Annotated in this window: 14 protein-coding genes and 1 tRNA gene; 6 read left to right on the top strand and 9 right to left on the bottom strand. The window is 70.3% G+C overall.

All coding sequences use genetic code 11. From position 1 onward, the window contains the following. Positions 1-17: 17 nt before the first annotated feature. Entirely contained in the window at positions 18-3,323 is a 3,306-nt protein-coding gene (locus AC21LY_RS08570) for an ATP-binding protein (RefSeq protein WP_489046006.1), read from the bottom strand. A 142-nt stretch (positions 3,324-3,465) separates the two neighbouring features. Here AC21LY_RS08570 and AC21LY_RS08565 point away from each other — a divergent pair, with 142 nt between their 5' ends. Beyond that, positions 3,466-4,134, top strand: coding sequence for a hemerythrin domain-containing protein (locus AC21LY_RS08565; RefSeq protein WP_489046005.1), 669 nt, complete (start codon positions 3,466-3,468; stop codon positions 4,132-4,134). A 36-nt stretch (positions 4,135-4,170) separates the two neighbouring features. Here AC21LY_RS08565 and AC21LY_RS08560 read toward each other — a convergent pair whose 3' ends face one another. The 3 genes from AC21LY_RS08560 to leuC all read right to left on the bottom strand — a co-directional run bounded on the left by AC21LY_RS08560 (position 4,171) and on the right by leuC (position 7,074). Then, positions 4,171-4,854, bottom strand: coding sequence for an HU family DNA-binding protein (locus tag AC21LY_RS08560; protein ID WP_489046004.1), 684 nt, complete (start codon positions 4,852-4,854; stop codon positions 4,171-4,173). A 168-nt stretch (positions 4,855-5,022) separates the two neighbouring features. Next, positions 5,023-5,610, bottom strand: a complete 588-nt coding sequence (gene leuD, locus AC21LY_RS08555; protein WP_489046003.1) for a 3-isopropylmalate dehydratase small subunit — start codon at positions 5,608-5,610, stop codon at positions 5,023-5,025. A gap of 30 nt (positions 5,611-5,640) precedes the next feature. Beyond that, positions 5,641-7,074, bottom strand: a complete 1,434-nt coding sequence (gene leuC, locus AC21LY_RS08550) for a 3-isopropylmalate dehydratase large subunit (protein ID WP_489046002.1) — start codon at positions 7,072-7,074, stop codon at positions 5,641-5,643. Between the two features lie 88 nt (positions 7,075-7,162). Here leuC and AC21LY_RS08545 point away from each other — a divergent pair, with 88 nt between their 5' ends. Then, positions 7,163-7,885, top strand: a complete 723-nt coding sequence (locus tag AC21LY_RS08545; protein ID WP_489046001.1) for an IclR family transcriptional regulator — start codon at positions 7,163-7,165, stop codon at positions 7,883-7,885. A 19-nt stretch (positions 7,886-7,904) separates the two neighbouring features. Here the strand turns inward: AC21LY_RS08545 and AC21LY_RS08540 are convergent, their stop codons facing one another. Further along, positions 7,905-9,260 (bottom strand): T6SS phospholipase effector Tle1-like catalytic domain-containing protein, encoded by a 1,356-nt coding sequence (locus AC21LY_RS08540; protein ID WP_489046000.1) that lies wholly within the window; start codon positions 9,258-9,260, stop codon positions 7,905-7,907. Between the two features lie 45 nt (positions 9,261-9,305). After that, positions 9,306-11,930, bottom strand: coding sequence for a helix-turn-helix transcriptional regulator (locus AC21LY_RS08535; RefSeq protein ID WP_489045999.1), 2,625 nt, complete (start codon positions 11,928-11,930; stop codon positions 9,306-9,308). Positions 11,931-12,210: 280 nt separating this feature from the next. Here AC21LY_RS08535 and AC21LY_RS08530 point away from each other — a divergent pair, with 280 nt between their 5' ends. From AC21LY_RS08530 to AC21LY_RS08520, 3 genes are read left to right on the top strand one after another with little or no spacing between them, the layout of a single operon-like run. Beyond that, complete coding sequence (locus AC21LY_RS08530) at positions 12,211-13,011, top strand: hypothetical protein (RefSeq protein ID WP_489045998.1); 801 nt, start codon at positions 12,211-12,213, stop codon at positions 13,009-13,011. Beyond that, a complete protein-coding gene (locus AC21LY_RS08525; protein WP_489045997.1) occupies positions 13,008-14,660 on the top strand; it encodes an N-acetylmuramoyl-L-alanine amidase in 1,653 nt (550 codons plus the stop codon). The genes AC21LY_RS08530 and AC21LY_RS08525 overlap by 4 nt, the downstream gene beginning before the upstream one ends. 28 nt (positions 14,661-14,688) lie before the next feature. Continuing rightward, on the top strand, positions 14,689-15,111 hold the full coding sequence (locus tag AC21LY_RS08520) for a phage holin (protein WP_489045996.1): 423 nt from the start codon (positions 14,689-14,691) through the stop codon (positions 15,109-15,111). 51 nt (positions 15,112-15,162) lie between these two features. On the opposite strand, the gene AC21LY_RS08515 is transcribed toward AC21LY_RS08520, so the two are convergent. The 3 genes from AC21LY_RS08515 to AC21LY_RS08505 all read right to left on the bottom strand — a co-directional run bounded on the left by AC21LY_RS08515 (position 15,163) and on the right by AC21LY_RS08505 (position 18,341). Continuing rightward, positions 15,163-15,235: transfer RNA gene (locus tag AC21LY_RS08515), tRNA-Glu, on the bottom strand. 171 nt (positions 15,236-15,406) lie between these two features. Beyond that, complete coding sequence (locus AC21LY_RS08510) at positions 15,407-17,767, bottom strand: sulfatase-like hydrolase/transferase (protein WP_489045995.1); 2,361 nt, start codon at positions 17,765-17,767, stop codon at positions 15,407-15,409. A 190-nt stretch (positions 17,768-17,957) separates the two neighbouring features. Continuing rightward, a complete protein-coding gene (locus tag AC21LY_RS08505; RefSeq protein ID WP_489045994.1) occupies positions 17,958-18,341 on the bottom strand; it encodes a hypothetical protein in 384 nt (127 codons plus the stop codon). Positions 18,342-18,769: 428 nt separating this feature from the next. Between AC21LY_RS08505 and AC21LY_RS08500 the strand changes: the two genes are divergently transcribed. Continuing rightward, entirely contained in the window at positions 18,770-19,975 is a 1,206-nt protein-coding gene (locus AC21LY_RS08500; protein ID WP_489046438.1) for an IS30 family transposase, read from the top strand. Positions 19,976-20,010: the final 35 nt, after the last annotated feature.

Here is a 20,010-nt window from a genome sequence, read left to right as displayed (position 1 = left end):
ACGTCCGCCCGGGCCGATCAGTCGAGACGATCCCGAGCGGACCGCTCCCAGACGGCGTTTCCGCAGCGCTGCGCCAGCCGCACCGCTGCGCGGTAGAGGTCCGCGGCCTCCTCCGGTCGCCCGAGCCGGACCGCGAGGTCACCGAGGACCGTGTCGACGGGGCCCACCACGTAGCAGCCGGTGTCGCCGCCGCCGAGCTCGCCGCGGTAGCGGAGCAGTTCGTGGTACACGGCGGCGGCCTCCTCGTCGCTGCCGAGTGCGGCGACGGCCATGCCGCGGGTCGTCAGGAGCAACGAGTGGAAGAAGTCCCGGCGCACCGGGCGGACGGTCCGGCGCGCCCGCTCCGCCTCGGAACGCCGGCCCGCCGCGAGCAGCGCCAGCGCGATGGGGTCGCACAGCACGTCGTTCGCGGCGGACTCGATCGCGCCGAGCACGTCGGCGAACTCCGCCACCGTACCCAGCGAGAGCTGGACGCTGAACTGCGCGAGAGCGATCATCCCGGCGCCGTCCGCGATCCGCTGGCGGGCGAAGACCTCGCCTGCCTCGCGGTAGCGCGCCATCGCCTCATCGAAGCGCCCGCCCGCGTGCGCGAGCATCGCGTGGATCAGCAGGTTGGAGGCGATCGCCTGTCCCCACCGGAACATGCCCACCAGGCGGTCCATCTCGCCGAGGTGCCGGCGGGCCACGTCCAGCGCCCCGGCGGCGCCCGCCGACTGGACGTGGGTGAAGTGGCCGATGAGCGCGAAGACCTCCTGGTTCGCCGAGGCACCGAGAGCGATCAACTCGTCCGCCAGTTCCGCACGCTCGGCGGGCGGCGTGGCCGGACGCGGCAGGGTGAGGTACGCCACGAGCGTCAGCCCGCGCACGATCGGGTCGCCCACGGCCGCAGACAGTTCCAACGCCTCCCGCGCCGCGTCCGCGGCGAGGGTGTCACGCTCGCCGTACACCTCCTCGATCAGGACCACGAGCAGCCGGCACCGGAGGGCCGGCGGCAGTCCGGGGCGCTGAAGGCGCGTGCGCACGGCGTCGACGATCTCGGTGTCGACGGAGCCGTACCGCCGGGTGATCAACGGCGTCGGGAGATCCCACGCCGTGATCGCTGAGTCGATCAGGTCGTCGTCGCCACCGGCGAGCTGCGCGAACCGCACCGCGCGCGACCGGGTCTCCCGGGCCTCGTCGAGGCGGCCGTCGGCGAGCAGGGTCCGGCTCAGCCGGCACAGGACCGCGACCCGGTCCCGCGCGGCGAGACCCGCGACGCGAGCGCCGGCGCGATCGGCAGCGCGCAGGTTCTCCGCGGCCACGTCGTACGCGAACCGCGCATCGGCGAGATCGGCGGCGGCGAGGGCGTACCGGAGCGCCTCGGTGGCGTTGTCGGCGCTGAGCGCGGCGTCGTAGTGGTGGGCGATCGCCGCCACTTCGCCGGGTGTGACGGCCTCCAACGCCCGGGCGATCCGACGGTGCCAGCGCACCCTGCGCAGACGCGGCAGATCCCCGATGAGCGTGTCGCGCACCAGGACGTGGGTGAAGGTGACCGTGTCGGCGTCGACCTCGAGGAGACCGGCGAGCTGGCCCGCATCGAGGCCGTCGAAGACGGCCTCTTCGTCCACCTCCGCCGCACGCACGAGGACGTCGAGGTCGGCCGTGCGGCCGACGAGCGCGGCGAGACGGAGGACGGAGACGGCCACGTCCGGCAGGCGCAACAGGCGGCGGCGCAGCACGTCCCGCACCCCGTCCGGAACCGCCGAGAGCGCCACGAGTTCGCCCTCACTGCGCAGCAGACGCGCGCTCTCCTTGAGATGGAACGGATTCCCGCCCGTGCGCTCGAGAAGCCTCCGCATCGTCTCCTCCGACGGTGCGGTGCGCGCGACCCCGGACACGAGCGTGGTGGCGTCGCCGAGCCCGAGTCCCTGCAGTCGTAGCCGCAGGGGGTGGTGGGCGGCGAGGGAGCCGAGTGCGACCTCGAGGTGACGGCCGACCTCGTCGGGCCGGTAGGCGCCGATCACCAGGGCGGGGACCGCGTCCGCCACCTCGATCAGGAGGTGGAGCGTCTCCGACTCCGCCCGGTGCAGGTCGTCGAGGAGGATCGCGAGCGGGCCCGCCGCCACGGCCTCGCGGAGCACCTCGACGACCTCACCGTGGAGCAGGAACCGCGACATCTCGGCGGAGCGGCCACGGTCCGCGGGCGCACCCGCGGCGAGCCGATCCACGAGGGCGCGGCACCGGCCCGCCTCACCGTGTTCCCCGAGCGCGCGGAGCACCTGACTCCACGCCCATGCCGGAGGAGCGCCCTCGGCTTCGGGGCAGCGCCCCGTCACCACGGTCCACCCGCGGCGGGCGAGGTCGTCCGCGACATGCCCCAGGAGCGCGGACTTGCCGTCCCCCGCCTCGCCCGTGATCAGGCACAGCCGGGGCTCGCCCGTCGTCCGAACGGCATCGGCCGCATCGACGATGGCGACGAGCTCCCCGTCGCGGCCCAGCAGGCCGTCGGGCCCGGAGCCCGTCACCGTCACCGGAGCGCCGTCCTGCGCCGTGCCCGCACCGGTGGAGACGGTGGCCCCCCGAACCCGTTCGACCGGAATCCGTTGGGCAAGAATGTCCGCCTCCAAGGCGGCGAGTGCCGGGCCGGGATCCAGGCCGAGTTCGTCCGCCAGCACCGCCCGCGCCTGCCGCAGCGCGGCGAGTGATTCGCCCTGTCGCCCGGCCACGTAGAGCGCATGGGCGAGGATCCGCCACGCCTCCTCCCGGAGCGGGTGGTCGCGCCTGAGCGCATCGGCCAGAAGGATCGCACCCGTTGCGTCGCCGCACCGCAGCGTCGCTTCGGCCTGCCGGGCCCGCGCGACGGTGTGCAGTTCCTCGAGTCGCCCGATCTCGACGGTGGCCCAGGCGGCCGTCGCGAATTCGGCGTACGCGGGCCCCTTCCACATCGCGAGGGCATCACCGAGGAGTCGTCGTACCGCACCGGGGTCGTCGAGTGAACCGGCTTCCTCGAGCAGGGTTTCGAACCGCCATGCGTCCACGTGCGCGGGGTCGAGCCGCACCGCGTACCCGGGGGCGCGGCTGACGATGAGCTCCGCCTGTGCGCGCGGGGCGCGGTCGGGCTCGAGCGCTCGCCGGAGATTGGAGACGTAGGCCTGCAGCGCCGCGAGCGCGCGCCGCGGCGGTTCCCCGTGCCACAGGTCCTCGATGAGTCGATCGACGGAAACCACTCGGCCGCGGGCGATCAGCAGGATCGCGAGCACGGCGCGCTGTTTGGGCCCGCCGATCGCGATCTCGCCCCGCACGTCCGTGGCCTCCAACGAGCCCAGCACCTGGATCTGCACCATATCGATGCTCAGTGTAGGTCCCGCGGCACCCATCGGGGTGCCGACTTTTAGTGCGCTCCAAGCCGTCGGACTTTAGTGCGTTCCAAGCCGTCGGAGCGATCGTCGATGCGGGTCCGACCGAACCAGAACAGAAGGAGTTGTCATGACCACGACGGCGAATCGTCCGCAGACCGAGGAGATGGTCATCGTCCACACCGTCTTCCGCACCCACCTCGCGGCCTTGCCGGACCTCATCTCGGCGGTGCCGGAGGGTGATCGGTCCCGGGCGTCCGAGCTCGCCGGATGGCTCACCGAACTCCTCACCGGCTTGCACCACCACCACGTCGGTGAGGACGAGTTGATGTGGCCGCTGCTGGTCAGCCGGGCCCCACAGGACCGGGCCCTGGTGCTGAGAATGGAGGAGCAGCACAGCCGCATCGCCGACCTGGTCTCCGCCTGTCAGCGCAAGTGCACCGCGTTCGCGGGCTCCGGCGCGCGCGAGGACGGTAGTTCCCTCGCCACCACGCTGCGCGACCTGAACGACTCGCTCGCCGAGCACCTCTCCGACGAGGAGCGACACGTTCTGCCCCTCGCCCGCGAGGTGATGAGCGTCGAGGAATGGCGAGCACTGGCCGACCGGGGTAACGCATCGATCCCGAAGGAACGACGCCTCGTCTTCCTCGGATTCATGCTGTACACCGCGACTCCGGACCAGCGGACGCTGCTCATGGCGCAGTTGCCCGTGCCTGCGCGCATCCTGTGGCGCCTCGTCGGTAGAAGGGATTTCGCGCGCGCCTACCGGACGATCTACGGCGCCGTCCCCCAGTGGTGAACACTGCGGGGCGGCGCCGTCGACGGGGCGTGCGGGTTACTTCTTCGCGGCCTTCTTGGCCGGGGCCTTCTTCGCCGGGGCCTTCTTGGCAGGAGCCTTGGTCGCGGCCTTCTTCGCGGGCGTGGCCTTCGCCGGCGCCTTCTTCGCGGGAGCCTTGGTCGCGGCCTTCTTCGCGGGCGTGGTCGTCTTGGTCGCGGCCTTCTTGGCGGGAGCCTTGGTCGCGGTCTTCTTCGCGGGCGTGGTGGCCTTGGTCGCGGTCTTCTTGGCGGCGGTCGTCTTCGCGGGAGCGGCCTTGGTCGCCTTCGCCGGGGCCTTCTTCGCGGCAGCCTTGGCGGCGGTCGCCTTGGCGGCCTTCGCCGGAGCCTTCTTCGCCGCGGTCTTCTTCGCCGGAGCGGCGGAGGCCGAGCTGCGACGCACGGCCGGGCCCGAGGCCGGCAGCTTGGCCGAACCGGAGATCACAGCCTTGAACTGCGCACCGGGACGGAACGCGGGCACGGACGTGGGCTTGACCTTCACGGTCTCGCCGGTACGGGGATTGCGGGCGACACGAGCGGCGCGCTTGCGCTGCTCGAAGACACCGAAGCCCGTGATGGTGACGGACTCCCCGGCGTGCACGGCACGGACGATCGTGTCCACGATCGCCTCCACGGCGGCGCCGGCGGTGCGGCGGTCGGTGCCCAGCTTCTCGGTGAGCGCCTCGATCAGTTCTGCCTTGTTCATGAACGACTTCCTCTGTGGTCTTCAGGCTCACCGCTGAGCCAACTAGGGACACCGTAAACGCACAATTGCATGGAATCCAAGAGCCACGCCAGATTTGATCGAGGGTGTGTCGGAATGACAAGTGGCGGCACCGGTTCGATCCGGCGCCGCCACTGACGATTGTTCGTGCTACTGCGTAACGGGTTTGTATGCGGGCCTACGGCTTTCGAAGTCGGCGATCGCGTCCGCCTGCTGCAGGGTGATGCCGATGTCGTCCAGGCCGGCCATCAGGCGGTGCCGGACCGGGTCGTCGATCGTGAACGGCACTACCAGGTCCCCGGCGGTCACCGTGCGGTCCTCGAGGTCGACGGTGACCTCCAGCCCGGGGTCGTTCTCGAGGGCCTTCCACAGCAGTTCGACGTTCTCCTGCTCGACGAGCGCGGCGACGAGCCCGGCCTTGCCCGCGTTGCCCCGGAAGATGTCCGCGAAGCGCGACGAGATGACGACCCGGAAGCCGTAGTCCATGAGCGCCCACACCGCGTGCTCGCGCGAACTGCCGGTCCCGAAGTCCGGCCCGGCGACGAGCACGGTGCCCCGGTCGTACGGCGGCGTGTTGAGGATGAAGTTCGGGTCGCCGCGCCAGGCCGAGAAGAGCCCGTCCTCGAAACCCGTGCGGGTCACGCGCTTGAGGTAGACGGCGGGGATGATCTGGTCGGTATCGACGTTGGTGCGGCGCAACGGCACGCCGATGCCGGTGTGAGTGACGATGGCTTCCATCTTCTTCTCTCCTTGGAATGGAAAAGGCGGCTACGCGCCGGCGACGGGGTCCAGATCGGCCGGGGCCGAGAGCGTGCCGCGCACGGCCGTGGCGGCGGCGACCGCCGGCGAGACCAGATGCGTGCGGCTGCCCTTGCCCTGCCGCCCCTCGAAGTTGCGGTTGGAGGTGGACGCCGAGCGCTCCCCGGCGGCGAGTTGGTCCGGGTTCATCCCGAGGCACATCGAGCAACCGGCCTGCCGCCACTCCGCTCCGGCGTCCAGGAAGATCTGCCCCAGACCCTCCTCCTCCGCCTGGGCGCGCACGCGCATCGAGCCGGGCACGACGAGCATCCGGACACCGTCGGCCACCTTGCGGCCGCGCAGGATCTCGGCGACCGCCCGCAGGTCCTCGATCCGGCCGTTGGTGCACGAGCCGACGAAGACCGCGTCGACGGCGATGTCCCGCAGCGGCGTGCCCGCCTCGAGACCCATGTACTGCAGCGCCTTCGCAGCGGTCTCCTTCTCGCCGTCGGAGCCGAAGGACTCGGGATCTGGGACCGAGGCGCTCAGCGGAGCGCCCTGGCCCGGGTTCGTGCCCCAGGTGACGAACGGCGTGAGCGCGCTGCCGTCGATGTCGACCTCGGCGTCGAAGACCGCACCCTCGTCGGTGCGGAGGGCGTTCCAGGCCTCGATCGCGGCGTCCCAGTCGGCGCCCTTGGGCGCGTGCTCGCGCCCCTCGAGGTAGTCGTAGGTGATCTGATCGGGCGCGATCAGGCCGGCGCGCGCGCCCGCCTCGATCGACATGTTGCAGATGGTCATCCGCGCTTCCATCGACAGCTTCTCGATGGCGCTGCCGCGGTACTCGAGCACGTAGCCCTGGCCGCCGCCGGTACCGATCTTCGCGATGATGGCGAGGATCAGGTCCTTGGCGGTGACCCCCGGCTGCAACTCCCCCGAGACGTTGATGGCCATGGTCTTGAAGGGCTTCAGTGGCAGCGTCTGGGTGGCGAGCACGTGCTCGACCTCCGAGGTGCCGATGCCCATCGCGATGGCACCGAAGGCACCGTGCGTGGACGTGTGGCTGTCACCGCAGACGACGGTCATGCCCGGCTGGGTGAGGCCGAGCTGCGGCCCCATGACGTGGACGATGCCCTGCTCGCCGTCGCCCATCGAGTGCAGCCGCACGCCGAACTCGGCGCAGTTGCGGCGCAGCGTCTCCACCTGCGTGCGAGAGACCTCGTCCGCGATCGGCTGGACCAGCGTGTCCGTGGGCACGTTGTGGTCCTCGGTGGCGATGGTCAGGTCCGGGCGCCGCACCGGCCGGCCCGCCAGGCGCAGGCCGTCGAAGGCCTGCGGACTGGTCACCTCGTGCACGAGGTGCAGGTCGATGTAGATGAGATCGGGCTCGCGGGAGGCACCCTCACCCTCCCCCTTGACGACGACGTGCTGGTCCCAGACCTTCTCGGCCATTGTGCGCGGCTGCATGCTTCCCACCTGCTCCATAATCTTCGCTCCGCCGGGCGGGCGCGGGCTGCGCGTTGAATCCCACCATGCGAGAGCCTAGTATCGAACTATGGGAAAGGATACCGCACCGACGGACGCCCCCGAAAGCCTCACCCCGGTCAGTGGCATCGGCGTGCTCGACAAGTCCGTCGCCGTGCTTCGCGCAGCCGCGCAGGAGCCCGCGAGCCTGGCAGACCTGTGCGGCCGGACGGGGCTGCCGCGGGCCACGGCGCACCGTCTGGCGGTGGGGCTGGAACTGCACGGCCTGCTCACCCGCGACGGTGACGGGCTGTGGCGGCCCGGAGCCGCGCTGCGCGAACTCGCCGCCAGCACGGCGGACGCGCTCGTGGACACGGCCGCGATGGTGCTGCCCCGGCTCCGCGAGATCACCGGCGAATCGGTCCAGCTCTACCGCCGCGAGGGCGATCACCGGGTGTGCGTCGCGGCCGCCGAACCGCCCTCGGGCCTGCGGGACACGGTACCGGTGGGCTCACGGCTCCCGATGACCGCCGGCTCCGGCGCGAAGGTCCTCTCCGCATGGGCCGACCCCCGGACGGACTCCTTCTTCAGCGACCGCGCGCTCGCCGAGGTGCGCAGGCGCGGCTGGGCACAGAGCGCGGGTGAACGCGAGTCCGGCGTGGCCAGCGTCTCGGCACCGGTCCGCAACCAGCGTGGCGAGGTGATCGCCGCGATCTCCGTCTCCGGCCCCGTCGACCGCATGGGCCGCCGCCCCGGCGCCCGCTGGGCCGCGGACCTGTTGCAGGCGGCCGAGGCGCTGCAGCGGCGGATCTGAGCCGCTCCGGCACCGCGGATCAGCCCAAGGACCTCGCGCAGGTGCAGGTCTGCGATATCGACGTGACCGGCCGGCTCTGCGCCGCATTCGCGTCCTCGCGCGGTGCGCTGAGCGCAGCGAAGTCGGGGACGTCGACGTAGAGGTTCTCCAGGGCGCCCGCATCGGTCGGCCCCGTCGAGCCGTCGGACTTGAGGCTGAGGGCGTCGCGCACCTCGGCCACCCAGCGCGCCATGTTCGGATTGATCCCGCGCAGCGCCGCGCGGCGCTCGATGTGGACGTCGTAGGCGCGGGTCATCACCCTCCTGTTGTTCTTCTTCGTCACGACAGTGGGAGCCAACGTGCGCCATCCACCGGCGAAGCCCGGCACCTCACCGGGCTCGCGCCGGCGCAATGAGGCACCGACCGACAAGATGACGTTCAGAATCTTGTACCCGAATCCCAGCGAGTCGTGCTCGACGCGAGGAGGGACGGGGCACAGCCCGGTCCCGATCATGGACCAGTCGAAGCGCAGGCCCGGGTAGTCGTCGTAGTCCTCGGGCCGGATCGGGCTGTCGGGCCGCACCGATTCGCGGAGGCGCCCCCGCTGCGCCGCCTCGCCCATCATCCAGCGCAGGGACCGATCAGAGTAGTACGAGTTCGACTCCCCGCCGCCCACGTCGAGGTGGACACCGTCGAACCACACCTGCCGGATGTCCCGGTGCCGGCCGCCCCACAGGCAGGGCGCGAAGATCCGTCGGCGCTCGGCGAGCGCGAGGGCCTGGCGTGCCCGGCTCACCTTCGGGCTGAGCTCGATGTTGTGGAACTGGTACTTCCTGCGGGCTATGCCAGGGACCCCCAGGGCACCGACGGTGTCGAAGACGCCCAGGGTGTCGATCGTCACGGTGCTCGCGTCGTGGCAGTACGGCTTCAGCGCGGCGAGCTTCGCATCATGGACGGGGTCCTTCGTCCCCTCGGGCGGCCTCGTCCGGTACAGCTCCTTCGCATCCCGCAGTTTGTTCTGCGCCAGGCCATCGGGGGTCAGCAACCCGATGTAGACGATCATCCCGATGAAGCTGCGAGCGGTGTACGCGCCGCGGCTGAAGCCGAACACCGAGATCCGGTCGCCGGGCTGGTAGTTGAGCGCCAGGAAGCGGTAGCAGTCCAGGAGGTTGTCGTCGAGCCCGATGCCGAAGGCGCCGGCGAGGAGGCGCTGCATCGCGGGGCCGCTGGAGCCCACGCCGCGCTGGTAGTAGACGATCTGAGGCTCGCCGGCCCAGCCGACGGGGGCCACGGCCCGGGCGATCTTCTCCACGTTCGAGACGTACTGCGCGTCCGGCGTCTGCCATGTGCCGTCGCAGCAGATCACCAGTGTTTGGGGAGGTCGCTTGGCGTTCATGGTCCGACCGTACGAAGCGTGCGGCCGTCGCTCACGAGTAGCGGACTACCTGATTCGGGCGGCATCGCGGCCCCCTCGAGCGAGTGCCGTGGCGAGGCCTGCGCGGTCCGTCGCGTCGACCTTCGCGCAGGCCCGGTAGATGTGCCCCTCGACGGTCCGGACCGAGAGGAAGAGCCGGTCGGCGATCTCCTTGTTCGTCAACCCGGCCGCGATGAGGTTCGCGATCTCCCGCTCCCGCGTCGTCAGAGGTAGGGGGTGAGCGGATTCCACGAGCGCGGGGGTCCGCAGCCCGCCGCACGCCGCCGCCAGACGGTCCGCGGTGGCCGCGGAGGCGTGCATCGCGCTCCGCCGGTCCTCCTGGGCGTGGACGCTCGCCGCTGCGGCGGCCGCGTCCGCCGCCGAGGGCAGCGCGCCGATCCGCTCGAGTTCCGCCGCGCAGGCGTCGAGTGCCGCGCCGTCCCGGGCGGCCAGCGCGCGGGCGTGCCGCGCGTAGACCGGCACGAGCACGCCGTCGAGCAGCTGCGCGAGCGCGTCGAGACGCTGCGCGAGCACGGGATCGGCGTCACCTAGCCTCGCGGCGGTGTGCAGCGCCTCCGCCTCGATCGCACTCTGCCCGTTCGCGGCCGCCGCATCCGCCGCACCGCGGGCGGTCGTGATCGCCATCGAGGTCGTGCCCGTGGCCGCCTCCTGCCACGCCTGCGCGAGCATCAGCTGGTGGCCGAAGACAGCCACGTTGTCCCCGAAGTGACGGCGGGCGTCCTGTATCGCGGCCCCCGCCGCCGCGGCGTCCCCGAGGGCCGCGTACGCCTGCGCCAGTTGGAATCGCGCCGGGAAGACCCACGAGACGTCGGGGCGGTCGCGCACCGTCGCGAGGGTCTGCTCGGCCTGCTGGATCACCCGCACGAAGCGGCCCTCCACGAGGTCGACCGCGCTGACGTGGATGCCGGACAGGGCCCACGCGAGGAACTGCCCCGCCGAACGGAATTCGACGTAGCGCTGCGCCGCCGCGCGAGCACGCTCGAAGGAACCGGTGAGCGTGAGCGCGAGGATCTCCCCGTAGCCCGCGGGGAACCGCAGCACGCCGTCGGTGTACCGCTCGGCCTCGCGGCCGCGGGCGGCGAGCGCCGCCACCTCGTCGCCGCGGCCGGTGAGCGCCCGCGCGAAACCTCCCGCGAAGACCGCCCATTCGACCGCCCACGGCGTCGCCGCCGGAGACCCGATCACTGCATCCGAGAGTTCCAGCGCCCGCGGCAGATCGTCGGTGAACGCGGCGCACGCCGCCCCGATCCCCTGCACGATGAGCGCGAGGACGGGCGTCTCCACCCGCTCGGAGAGCAGGGCGAGCACCTGATTCGCACCGGCGACGTCGCCGACCGCCCAGAACAGGTTCCCGATCCGCTGCGCGCCCCAGAGCACCAACTCGACCTCGCCGAGATCGTCCGGATCGAAAGCCCTTAGCACCCGGTCGGATTCGGCAGCCTCGCCCTGCCACATGAGCGCGCGCGCCAGCATGCATGCGGCCGGCAGGCCCGCCCCACCGTCCAGCGCGGCACGGGCGAAACGCTCCCCCATCGGGACGTTCGCCAGCATCAGGGCGTCGCGGGCGGCGTCGCGCAGGAGGGCGGGGTCGAGATCGGCGTCGCTGTCGAGCGCGAGTCCGGCAAGCCGGATCCGGTCCGACGCAGAGCTGATCTCCCTCTGTTCGAGGGCGGCGACGAGGTGTCCGCGCAGGCGCCGGGAGGACGCGAGCCCCATCCGGCCCCGGATCACCTCGCCGAAGAGCGGGTGCGCGTACCGGACGGAGAGGGCGCGGCCCTCACGCGCGATCCGGATCAGCCCCTCGGCCTCCGCCTTCTCCACCGCGTCGTCACCGCCGAGATCGGCCAGCACGTCGAGATCGACCGGCTCGCAGAGCGTGAGCAGTTTGAGCACGTGCAGGACGTCGTCGTCGAGGTGGTCGACCCGCCGGTCGAGGAGGGAGGCCAGCTCGGAGGTCACGGCGGCGCGCCCGCGCATCTGCCAGACCCCGCCGACCTCGCGCAGCGCGCCCGATTCCAGCGCGCCCTGCACGAGGTGTTTGAGGTAGAGCGCGTTCCCACCCGACGCCTCCCACATCAGCCGGGCGGAGAGGCCCTCGAGCCGTCCGCCGACCGCCGACTCGACCAGCTCGACACTCTGCTCCAGGGTGAAGGGCGCCAGCGTGATCCGGACGACGTGCCCGTCCTTCCACAGGCTCGTGATGGCGTCGGGTACCGCCTCGCCGCTGCGCACCGTCGCGATGAGGTGAACGGCGCGGTCGATGGCGAGCTGGTGCAGCAGCGTGGCGGACAGCTCGTCGAGTAGGTGGGCGTCGTCGACGCCGATCACCAGATGCCCGTCCGCCAGGAGCGATTCCCGCGCCGCCGACAGGTAGGTGACCGGGTCCGTCGAGGTGGCCGAGCCGACGAGGTGCGCGAACACCCCGAGCGGTATGCCGCGGGCGGACTCCGTTCCCGCGACCCACTGCACGCGCAGGTTCGAATCCGCCGCGACCGACCGCGCGAGCGTCGTCTTGCCGACCCCCGCGTCCCCCGTGACGATGACGCCACAGCCCGCGGACGCCGTGTCCAGCGCGGTGCGGACATCGTCGTATTCGCGCCCCCGCTCGACGATCCGCAACCGCTGTCGCATGAACACTTATTCTAATACGCGTACGACCAGTCGGCACCGGTCGAATCATCTGGATTTTCCTGCCCGACAGGTTGATTCGGATACTAATATTCGAAAATTCGAATTTCGAGATCAACTGCCGATGATCACGCACCGTCGTGGCCGGCGGCCGTCGGGAATCGGGTAGTGCGCTACTCGTGCCCCCGCGGCCAGGACTGCGGACACTCTTTCTCAGATCGCCGTATGGAACAGCGGAATTCCTCCCCCGCCCGGGCGATCCCCGCTTCGAAGGAGCGTTTCCATGTCAGATTTCATCTTCTGTGCCCGCGGAACCGGGGAACCGGTCTCGGGGAACATGTTGGACAACGTCACCCGGCAGGTGCACGGCGTCACCGTCGAGCAGGTGCAGTACAGCGCGTCGATCAGCCTGGACGGCGCCGCCCACGACCCGCTGGCACCGTCGGGCGACAACAGCGCGACGGAGGTGGTGACCTGGCTCCGCACCCGGATCGCCGCGCTCCACCCCGGCGACAGGTACATCGTCCTGGGCTACTCGCTCGGCGCCGTCGGCGTGATCCGGTGGCTCAAAACCAGTCCCGACACCTCCGGCTGCCGCATGGTCGGCACCATCGCCGATCCCAGTCGGCGGGCCGGCGTCTCCTACGGCCTGCCCATCGCGCCGGACCGCTTCGGCATCTACGCGACGGGCGGCACGGGGACGGTGCCCAACGACCAGAGATCGCCGGTGCCGCTGTTCGAGATCGCGAGCCCCGGGGACGTGATCACCTCGTGCCCCGCTGTCTCACCACTGCACGCCTTCGCCGGACCGGTGATGGCCTTCACCCTCACCGATCCGAATCGCCTGGTGGCACAACTGGTGGAGCACGGCATCGAGGATGTCGTCTCCGATCTGTCGAACCTCGGGAACTGGCTCAACCCGGGCTGGTGGTCCTGGCCGTCCGACCTCGCAGGCTTCGCGAGCGGGCAGCACACCACCGCGTACGCACTGCCTATGTGGCGCGACAGCACGAACCACCCGGTCTCCGGGATCGACCTGCTGGCCCGCGTCTGCAGCTGGAAGATGTCGGCGGTGCCGGCATGAGCGCGTACACCCGCGACGACGTCGCGGCCGCGTTCATCGCGGAGGGACGCCGGTCCGGCGTCTCGGAACGCGGGATCGTGATCTGCCTCGCGACCGGCCTCGTCGAATCGAACCTCACCGTCTACGCCAACGCCAAGGATCCCGACTCGCTCACGGAGCCCCACGACGCCGTCGGTTCCGACGCCAACAGCGTCGGCCCGCTGCAGCAGCGGGCACCGTGGTGGGGGTCCAGCGCGCACGAACGCATGGATCCCACCCTCAGTTCGCGGCTGTTCTACACGGCGTTGAAGGCCCTCCCCTACGACTCGCCCGCCCACACCCCCGGCTGGTACGCGCAGGCGGTCCAGCGGTCCGCCTTCCCCGACCGCTACGACGAGCGCATGACCGAGGCCCAAGCGCTCTACGACCGGCTCGCCGCGGCGGCACCCGATCCCACCCGAGTCGACCCGAACGGAGTCGCCATGTCCCCCGCCCCCGCCTACACCGAACTCGACCGGATGGGCGACTCGCGCTCCTCACGCAACGGCGCCGTGATCCGGAACTTCCTCCTGCACACCGAGGAGGGCAACAGTAGCGCCGAGCGGCTCGCCGCGTACTGCAACGACTCCGCGCACAACGCGAGCTACCACTACACCGTGCGCGACGGCATCGTCTGCGACGTCGTCGACACCGACTACGCGTCATGGAGCGTGCTCAGCGCCAACCCGTACACGATCAACCTGTGCTTCGCGGGCAGCCACGCGGGCTGGTCCCGGGCCGACTGGCTCGCCCGGCGCGGCGACCTCACCATCGCCGCGTGGCTCGCAGTCGCCGACGCCCGCAAGTACGGCTTCGCCACCACCGTCATCGCGCCGCCCTACCGCGTGACGGCCGGCATCAGCGACCACCGCTACGTGACCCGGGCCCTCGGCATCGGCGACCACACCGACGTGGGCGACGGCTTCCCGTGGGACGTCTTCGCCGCCGACGTCGCCACGTTCGCCGGCCCGTCCGCCGACGGTGCGGGGCTCGCGAAAGTCCTCGCCGCAGCGCCGTCGAAGGACGACGGCGCCCCCGTCGCGCCGCCCGTCGGTCCCGCGCCGACGGTGCCCGTGGGTCCGGCGGCGGGCGCGGAGTCCGCGATCGCGGCCGCTGCGTCCCGGGCGTCCGCCTGGCTCGGAGACCGGCGCGACCTCGTCACCGTGGGCTGCCCCGACGGACGGGGGTGGTTCGCCGCCTTCCAGGGCGGCGCGGTCTACTGGACCGCCCTCACCGGCGCGCACCCCATCCCGACTCGGCTGCTCGAGTCGTACACGAGCTACCAGCGGGAGAACGGGCCCCTCGGCTACCCGACCGTCGATCACACCGAGCTGCCGGATGGCCAGGTCCAGGCCTTCGAGCGGGGCGTGCTCTACCGGCGCCGGGACGCCGCACAGGGCTTCTTCGTCTCGGGAACGATCGGCGCCCGCTGGGCCCGCGACGGCTACGAGAAGGGGCCGCTGGGCTGGCCCATCTCGTCCGAGATGAGGCTCGCCGACGGTGGCGTACGGCAGGACTTCGAGCACGGGCGCCTGTACTGGTCGCCCGACGGCACGACCGTGGTCGGTCCGAACGACGGCGCCGGTACGGCCGGTGTTCCGGGCGCGGCAGCCGCGCCGGCGGCGTCATAGGGCACGCGAGAAGGAAGAGGTGAAGATCATGGAAGACATCCGACGCAGGATCTTCCCGTGGAAGATCCCCGATTCGGTCCGGCGCGTGATGTACGCCACCGCGGGTCCGGTCGTGACCCTGCTGTCCGCGAGCGGCATGATCCCGGGGAAACAGGCCGCGGCCTGGTCCTCGCTGGCGGTCGCGGGCGTCACGCTGCTCATCGCCGTCGTCAACTGCGAGTCCCAGTGGCGGAACGCCGTCTATCTCACCACCGCCGCACTCCAGGCGGTGCTGCAGGGGTACGGCATCGGCTCGGAAGAGACCTGGGCGGCGACCAGCGGGATCGTGGTGTCCCTGCTCGGCATCGGCCTCGCCGCGGCCTTCACACCGTCCGGGTTGCACGACGCGAAGCCCGCCGAGAGCACCATCCCGAACACCACAGCACCGTCGCGCGCGGTACCCGCGGCCTGAGGGAGGAACGACGAAGACCCGGATCATGGATCCCGGCCTTCGTCTTGTCTGTACCCCCGATGGGATTCGAACCCACGCTACCGCCGTGAGAGGGCGGCGTCCTAGGCCGCTAGACGACGGGGGCTAGAACTTCCGGACCGTCGCAGGGCGGCGTTCCGACTCGGGAAACAGTACCGGATCGGCAACCGATCACCAAATCGTTGGAGGTCCACCCGACGCCGGCACCGCACCGCGCGAGGTGACGCGGCGGAGAACCGGTTCGCGGCAACCGGTCCTCCGCCACATCGACCGTGCCCTACTGCCGCGCGAGCGCGATCCGCACCGCGTCGGCGGGCGAGACGCGGTGGCCCTCGGCGTCGGCGGCCTCATCGATCGCGAGCTGTACGCCCTTGACCGTGCCGGTGAACTTCGTCGCGCCCGGCCGGTAGTCCGGGCTGACCGCAGAACCGGAGTCCCGGCCCACGTCGCACCCGTCATCGGCGGAGAAGACCATCGCGGCGGTGGCCGCGACCTTCCCGGTGCCAGCGGCGACACCGTCGACGTAGAGGGTGACCTCGCCGCCCTTGCCGAGCCCGCCACCGTCGTAGGCGAACTCCATTCGCACCTGGTGCTCGCCGGCGGGCACCGGCTCCGCGGACTCGGCGTAGAAGTGGTGAATCCCGCCGAGGTTGTAGCAGTACTTCAGCTTGCCGCCGAGGCAGTACAGGCTCCAGCCGCCGATGTTGCCGCCCTGCGCGATGATCACGCCCTCGGCGCCGCCCTCGGGTACGACGATCTCCGCCGTCACCGCATGCGACTTGTTCTTGAGGTTGAGCACGCAGTTCTCACCGAGTCCGCCCATGCCACCGAACAACACCTGGGTGTTGCCCCGCACCAGCACCGGCCGGCCCGCGATGTCCGGGTTGAACTTCGCCGCCAGATCGTCGTCGAGCGGCAGCACGTTGTACCGGGTGGCCTCGATCAGCCACAAGCGCTGCAACTCGTGCAGCTTCTCCGGCATCTCCTTGGACAGATCGCGGGCCTGCGTCCAGTCCTTCGTGGTGTCGTAGAGCTCCCACACGTCGTCGTCGAAGGCCGGCACGTCCTCGCCGATCATCAGCCACGGCGTCTTGTGCCGGGTCGAGGCGGTCCAGCCCTTGTGGTAGATGCCGCGGTTGCCGAACATCTCGAAGTATTGGGTCTCGTGCCGATCGGCGGCGTCGCCGTCGGCGAACGAGTACAGCATGCTGGTGCCCTCGATCGGTGCCTGCTGCACGCCGTTGACGAACAGCGGCTCCGGCAGGCCGGCGGCCTCGAGCAGGGTCGGCGCCACGTCGATGACGTGGTGGAACTGCCAGCGCTGCTCACCGCGAGCCTCGAAGCCGTGAGGCCAGTGCACGATCGTTCCGTTGCGCGTGCCGCCCCAGTGCGAGGCGACCTGCTTGGTCCACTGGTACGGCGTGTCCATCGCGTGCGCCCAGCCCACCGCGTAGTGGTTGTAGGAGTCCGGGCCGCCGAACTCGTCGATCTTGCTCATCATGAACTCGGGAGTCTCGATCGCCGCCATACCGTTGAACGGCAGCATCTCGTTGAAGGTGCCGTTCAAGGTGCCCTCGCCCGACGCACCGTTGTCGCCGACGATGTAGTAGATCAGCGTGTCGTCGAGTAGTCCGAGCCGCTCGACCGAGTCGATGAGCCGGCCCACGTGATGATCGGTGTACTCGAGGAACGCGGCGTACACCTCCATCTGCCGCCGGAGCACGGGCTTGAGCTCCTCCGGCATCTCGTCCCAGGCCGGGATCTCCTTCGGCCGCGCGGTGAGCTCCGCGTCCGCCGGGATCACCCCGAGCTCCTTCTGCCGGGCGAAGGTCTCCTCCCGGAGGGCGTCCCAGCCCGCGTCGAATCGGCCGCGGTACTTCTCGATCCACTCCTTGGGCGCGTGGTGCGGTGCGTGCGTGGCACCCGGGGCGAAGTAGGCGAAGAAGGGCTTGTCCGGCGCGAGGACCTTCTGCTGGCCGATCCACGCGATCGCCTTGTCCGTCATGTCCGCCATGAAGTGGTACCCCTCCTCCGGCGTGCGATCGGGCTCGACCGGGACGGTCCCCTCGTGCAGCGACGGATACCACTGGTTCGCCTCGCCGCCGATGAAGCCGTAGAAGTACTCGAACCCGCCGCCACCGGTGGGCCAGGCGTCGAACGGGCCGACGGGGCTGGTCTCCCAGACCGGAACCTCGTGGCACTTACCGAACTGCGCGGTGCTGTACCCGTTGAGCTTCAGCGTCTGCGCGATCGGGGACATGCTCTTCGGCAGCACCGAGTCGTAACCCGGCTGGCCCGTGGCGATCTCCGTGATCCCGCCCATGCCCGCCGAGTGGTGATTGCGCCCCGTGAGGAGCGCCTGCCGGGTGGGCGAGCACAGCGCGGTGGTGTGGAACCGGTTGTACTTCAGGCCGCCGGCGGCGAGCCGCTCGGCCACCGGCGTCGCGCACGGCCCTCCGAACGCGCTCGACGCACCGAATCCCACGTCGTCGAGGAGGATCAGCAGGATGTTGGGGGCACCGTCCGGCGGACGTATCTCCCGGATCGGCGGTCGTGGCGTGTCGGGATCCTTGGCGTCGTACGTGATCAGCCCGGTGCGCGGCGGATCGGGGATCGGGAGATGAGTTCGGTGGAGCACGGCTGATCCTTCCGATATGTGCGCCCTGATCGCGGGCGCGTCGACTTCTTCACCGGGCGTCGGTTTCGCCCGACCCCGGCATCCGCCACCCTAGCTCCGACCACCCCGCGAAACCGGCGGGCACACGAAACCGGCGGGCGCGCACATTCGGCGGGCCGATGCGGTAGGAGCCGGGCGGCGGACGGCCCGATCAGCCGGCGGAGCGCGTCGGCACGAAGTCGACCGGGGCGCCCGGCGGGATCACGGGTTCGCGCGAAACGCTCTCCTGAAAGTCCTCGATCAACCGCGCGATATGCGCGATCACCCAGGTGTGCAGATGCGGGTATTCGACGGGCTCGCGTTCCTTCGGATCGGCGATCAGATTGACGATGTGGGGATTCGGGTATTCCGCGGCCGAGTCGAAGAAGTGCCGCTGATCGACGAACGAGGTCTTGAAGTTCCGCCGTTTGACGACGTAGAGCTTCGCGCCGTTCCAGAACAGGAAGCCCTCCCGAGCCGAGTCGTCCGTACTGCCGCCGAAGGACGCGCGTTGGCGGGCTGCGCCGTACCGCCCGCCGGGGCAGAGCCCCTGCACGAACGCCGAAGGCCCGGACTCCGTGGGGCGGGTTCACATGATCGTCGCAACACTCTCAACGAGAGGTTGCGGCGATCATGTCGTTTCAGGAGGACTGTGCCCGGTTCGGCGGCGAGCTGGCGCAGCTGGTCGACTCCGGTGTTCCGGTGAAGGAGGCCGCTGTCGCGGTGGGTGTGCCGCGGCGGCGGTGTTACGCGATTCTGCGGGCGATTGGCCACCCGGTGGGGCCGCCTCGCGGGCCGGGTAGGCCGGCAGATCCGGAGCGGATCGTGGCGGTGTTCGATCGGACCGGCTCGATCAACAAGGCTGCGATCGAGTGCGATGTGGCGTTCTCGGTCGCTCGCAGGGTCTTGGTCGATGCCGGTCTGGTCACGGCGGACAAGCTGAAGGCGGTGGGTAAGCCGGAGGCGAGGAAGCGATTTCTCGCGCTGCTCGATCAGGGGTGGTCGTCAGCGCGCGCGGCCCGTGAGGTGCAGGTGAACGAACGCACCGCCCGGGACTGGCGCCAGGGAATCCGACGAACCAGTGGCAGGCGGATCCACCCGGACGGCACAGTCGTGGACTATCGAACCAAGACGATCTACAAACAGGCTGTGACCAGTGCCATCTCGAGCCGAGACGATGCTTCGGCGATCGCGATCGCGATCAGTGACCGTTACCTCTCGCTCGATGACCGCATCGCAATCGCTGACGGGCTGGTACTCAAGGACTCGATGCGGACCATCGCCGCCCGGATCGGCAAGAACGTCTCCACCATCTCCCGGGAGGTCCGTCAACGCAGCATCGGCGGCCGGTATCTGCCGTATCAGGCCGATCGGGTAGCGGTGGCGGCTCGGGCGCGGCCGAAGCAGTCCAAACTGGTGGTGAACACGGTCCTGCGGGCAGAGGTCGAGGAGGGCTTGTCGAGGAAGCTCTCGCCGGAGCAGATCTCGCACCGTCTGCGCCGGGATCACCCTGACGACGAGAGCATGCGGGTGAGCCACGAGACGATCTACCAGGCCTTGTACTTCCAAGCCCGTGGAGGGATGAAACGAGAAGTGCAGCAAGCACTCCGGACCGGACGAACCAAACGCAAACCGCAGCGGAAAGAAGGTGAGCGGTATCAGCGGTTCATCGACCCGATGGTGATGATCAGCGACCGCCCGGCCGAAGTCGAGGACCGTGCTGTTCCCGGCCATTGGGAGGGGGATCTCATCACCGGTGAGCAGAACAAGACCGCGATCGGCACTCTCGTCGAACGCTCCACCCGCTACACGATGCTGCTGCACCTGCCCGACGGGCACGACGCCGAACAGGTCCGCGACGCGATCATCACCGCGATGAAAGACCTGCCCGCGCACCTACGCGGGTCGCTGACCTGGGACCAAGGCGCAGAGTTGGCCCGGCATGCGCAGATCAGCGTGGCCACCGATATGCAGGTGTATTTCTGCGACCCAGCCAGCCCCTGGCAGCGCGGCACCAACGAGAACACCAACGGGCTGCTCCGGCAGTACTTCCCCAAGGGCACCGACCTGAGCGTCTACGGCCCCGCGGATCTCGAGCACGTCGCTCAGCAACTCAACAGCCGACCACGCAAAACGCTCGGCTGGGAAACCCCAGCCGAGCGTATGCGTGATCTAATCACCACCCAGTAGAACAGGCAGTGTTGCGTCGACCCCTAGAAACCGCC

The organism is Tsukamurella sp. II2bb, assembly GCF_057815145.1.
This window is presented reverse-complemented; position numbering and strand designations above follow the sequence as displayed.

Excerpts from the sequence above, each read along its gene's own strand:
- AC21LY_RS08570 (WP_489046006.1), bottom strand. The coding sequence starts at position 3,323 with ATGGTGCAGATCCAGGTGCTGGGCTCGTTGGAGGCCACGGACGTGCGG.
- AC21LY_RS08565 (WP_489046005.1), top strand. The coding sequence starts at position 3,466 with ATGACCACGACGGCGAATCGTCCGCAGACCGAGGAGATGGTCATCGTC.
- AC21LY_RS08560 (WP_489046004.1), bottom strand. The coding sequence starts at position 4,854 with ATGAACAAGGCAGAACTGATCGAGGCGCTCACCGAGAAGCTGGGCACC.
- leuD (WP_489046003.1), bottom strand. The coding sequence starts at position 5,610 with ATGGAAGCCATCGTCACTCACACCGGCATCGGCGTGCCGTTGCGCCGC.
- leuC (WP_489046002.1), bottom strand. The coding sequence starts at position 7,074 with ATGCAGCCGCGCACAATGGCCGAGAAGGTCTGGGACCAGCACGTCGTC.
- AC21LY_RS08545 (WP_489046001.1), top strand. The coding sequence starts at position 7,163 with ATGGGAAAGGATACCGCACCGACGGACGCCCCCGAAAGCCTCACCCCG.
- AC21LY_RS08540 (WP_489046000.1), bottom strand. The coding sequence starts at position 9,260 with ATGAACGCCAAGCGACCTCCCCAAACACTGGTGATCTGCTGCGACGGC.
- AC21LY_RS08535 (WP_489045999.1), bottom strand. The coding sequence starts at position 11,930 with ATGCGACAGCGGTTGCGGATCGTCGAGCGGGGGCGCGAATACGACGAT.
- AC21LY_RS08530 (WP_489045998.1), top strand. The coding sequence starts at position 12,211 with ATGTCAGATTTCATCTTCTGTGCCCGCGGAACCGGGGAACCGGTCTCG.
- AC21LY_RS08525 (WP_489045997.1), top strand. The coding sequence starts at position 13,008 with ATGAGCGCGTACACCCGCGACGACGTCGCGGCCGCGTTCATCGCGGAG.
- AC21LY_RS08520 (WP_489045996.1), top strand. The coding sequence starts at position 14,689 with ATGGAAGACATCCGACGCAGGATCTTCCCGTGGAAGATCCCCGATTCG.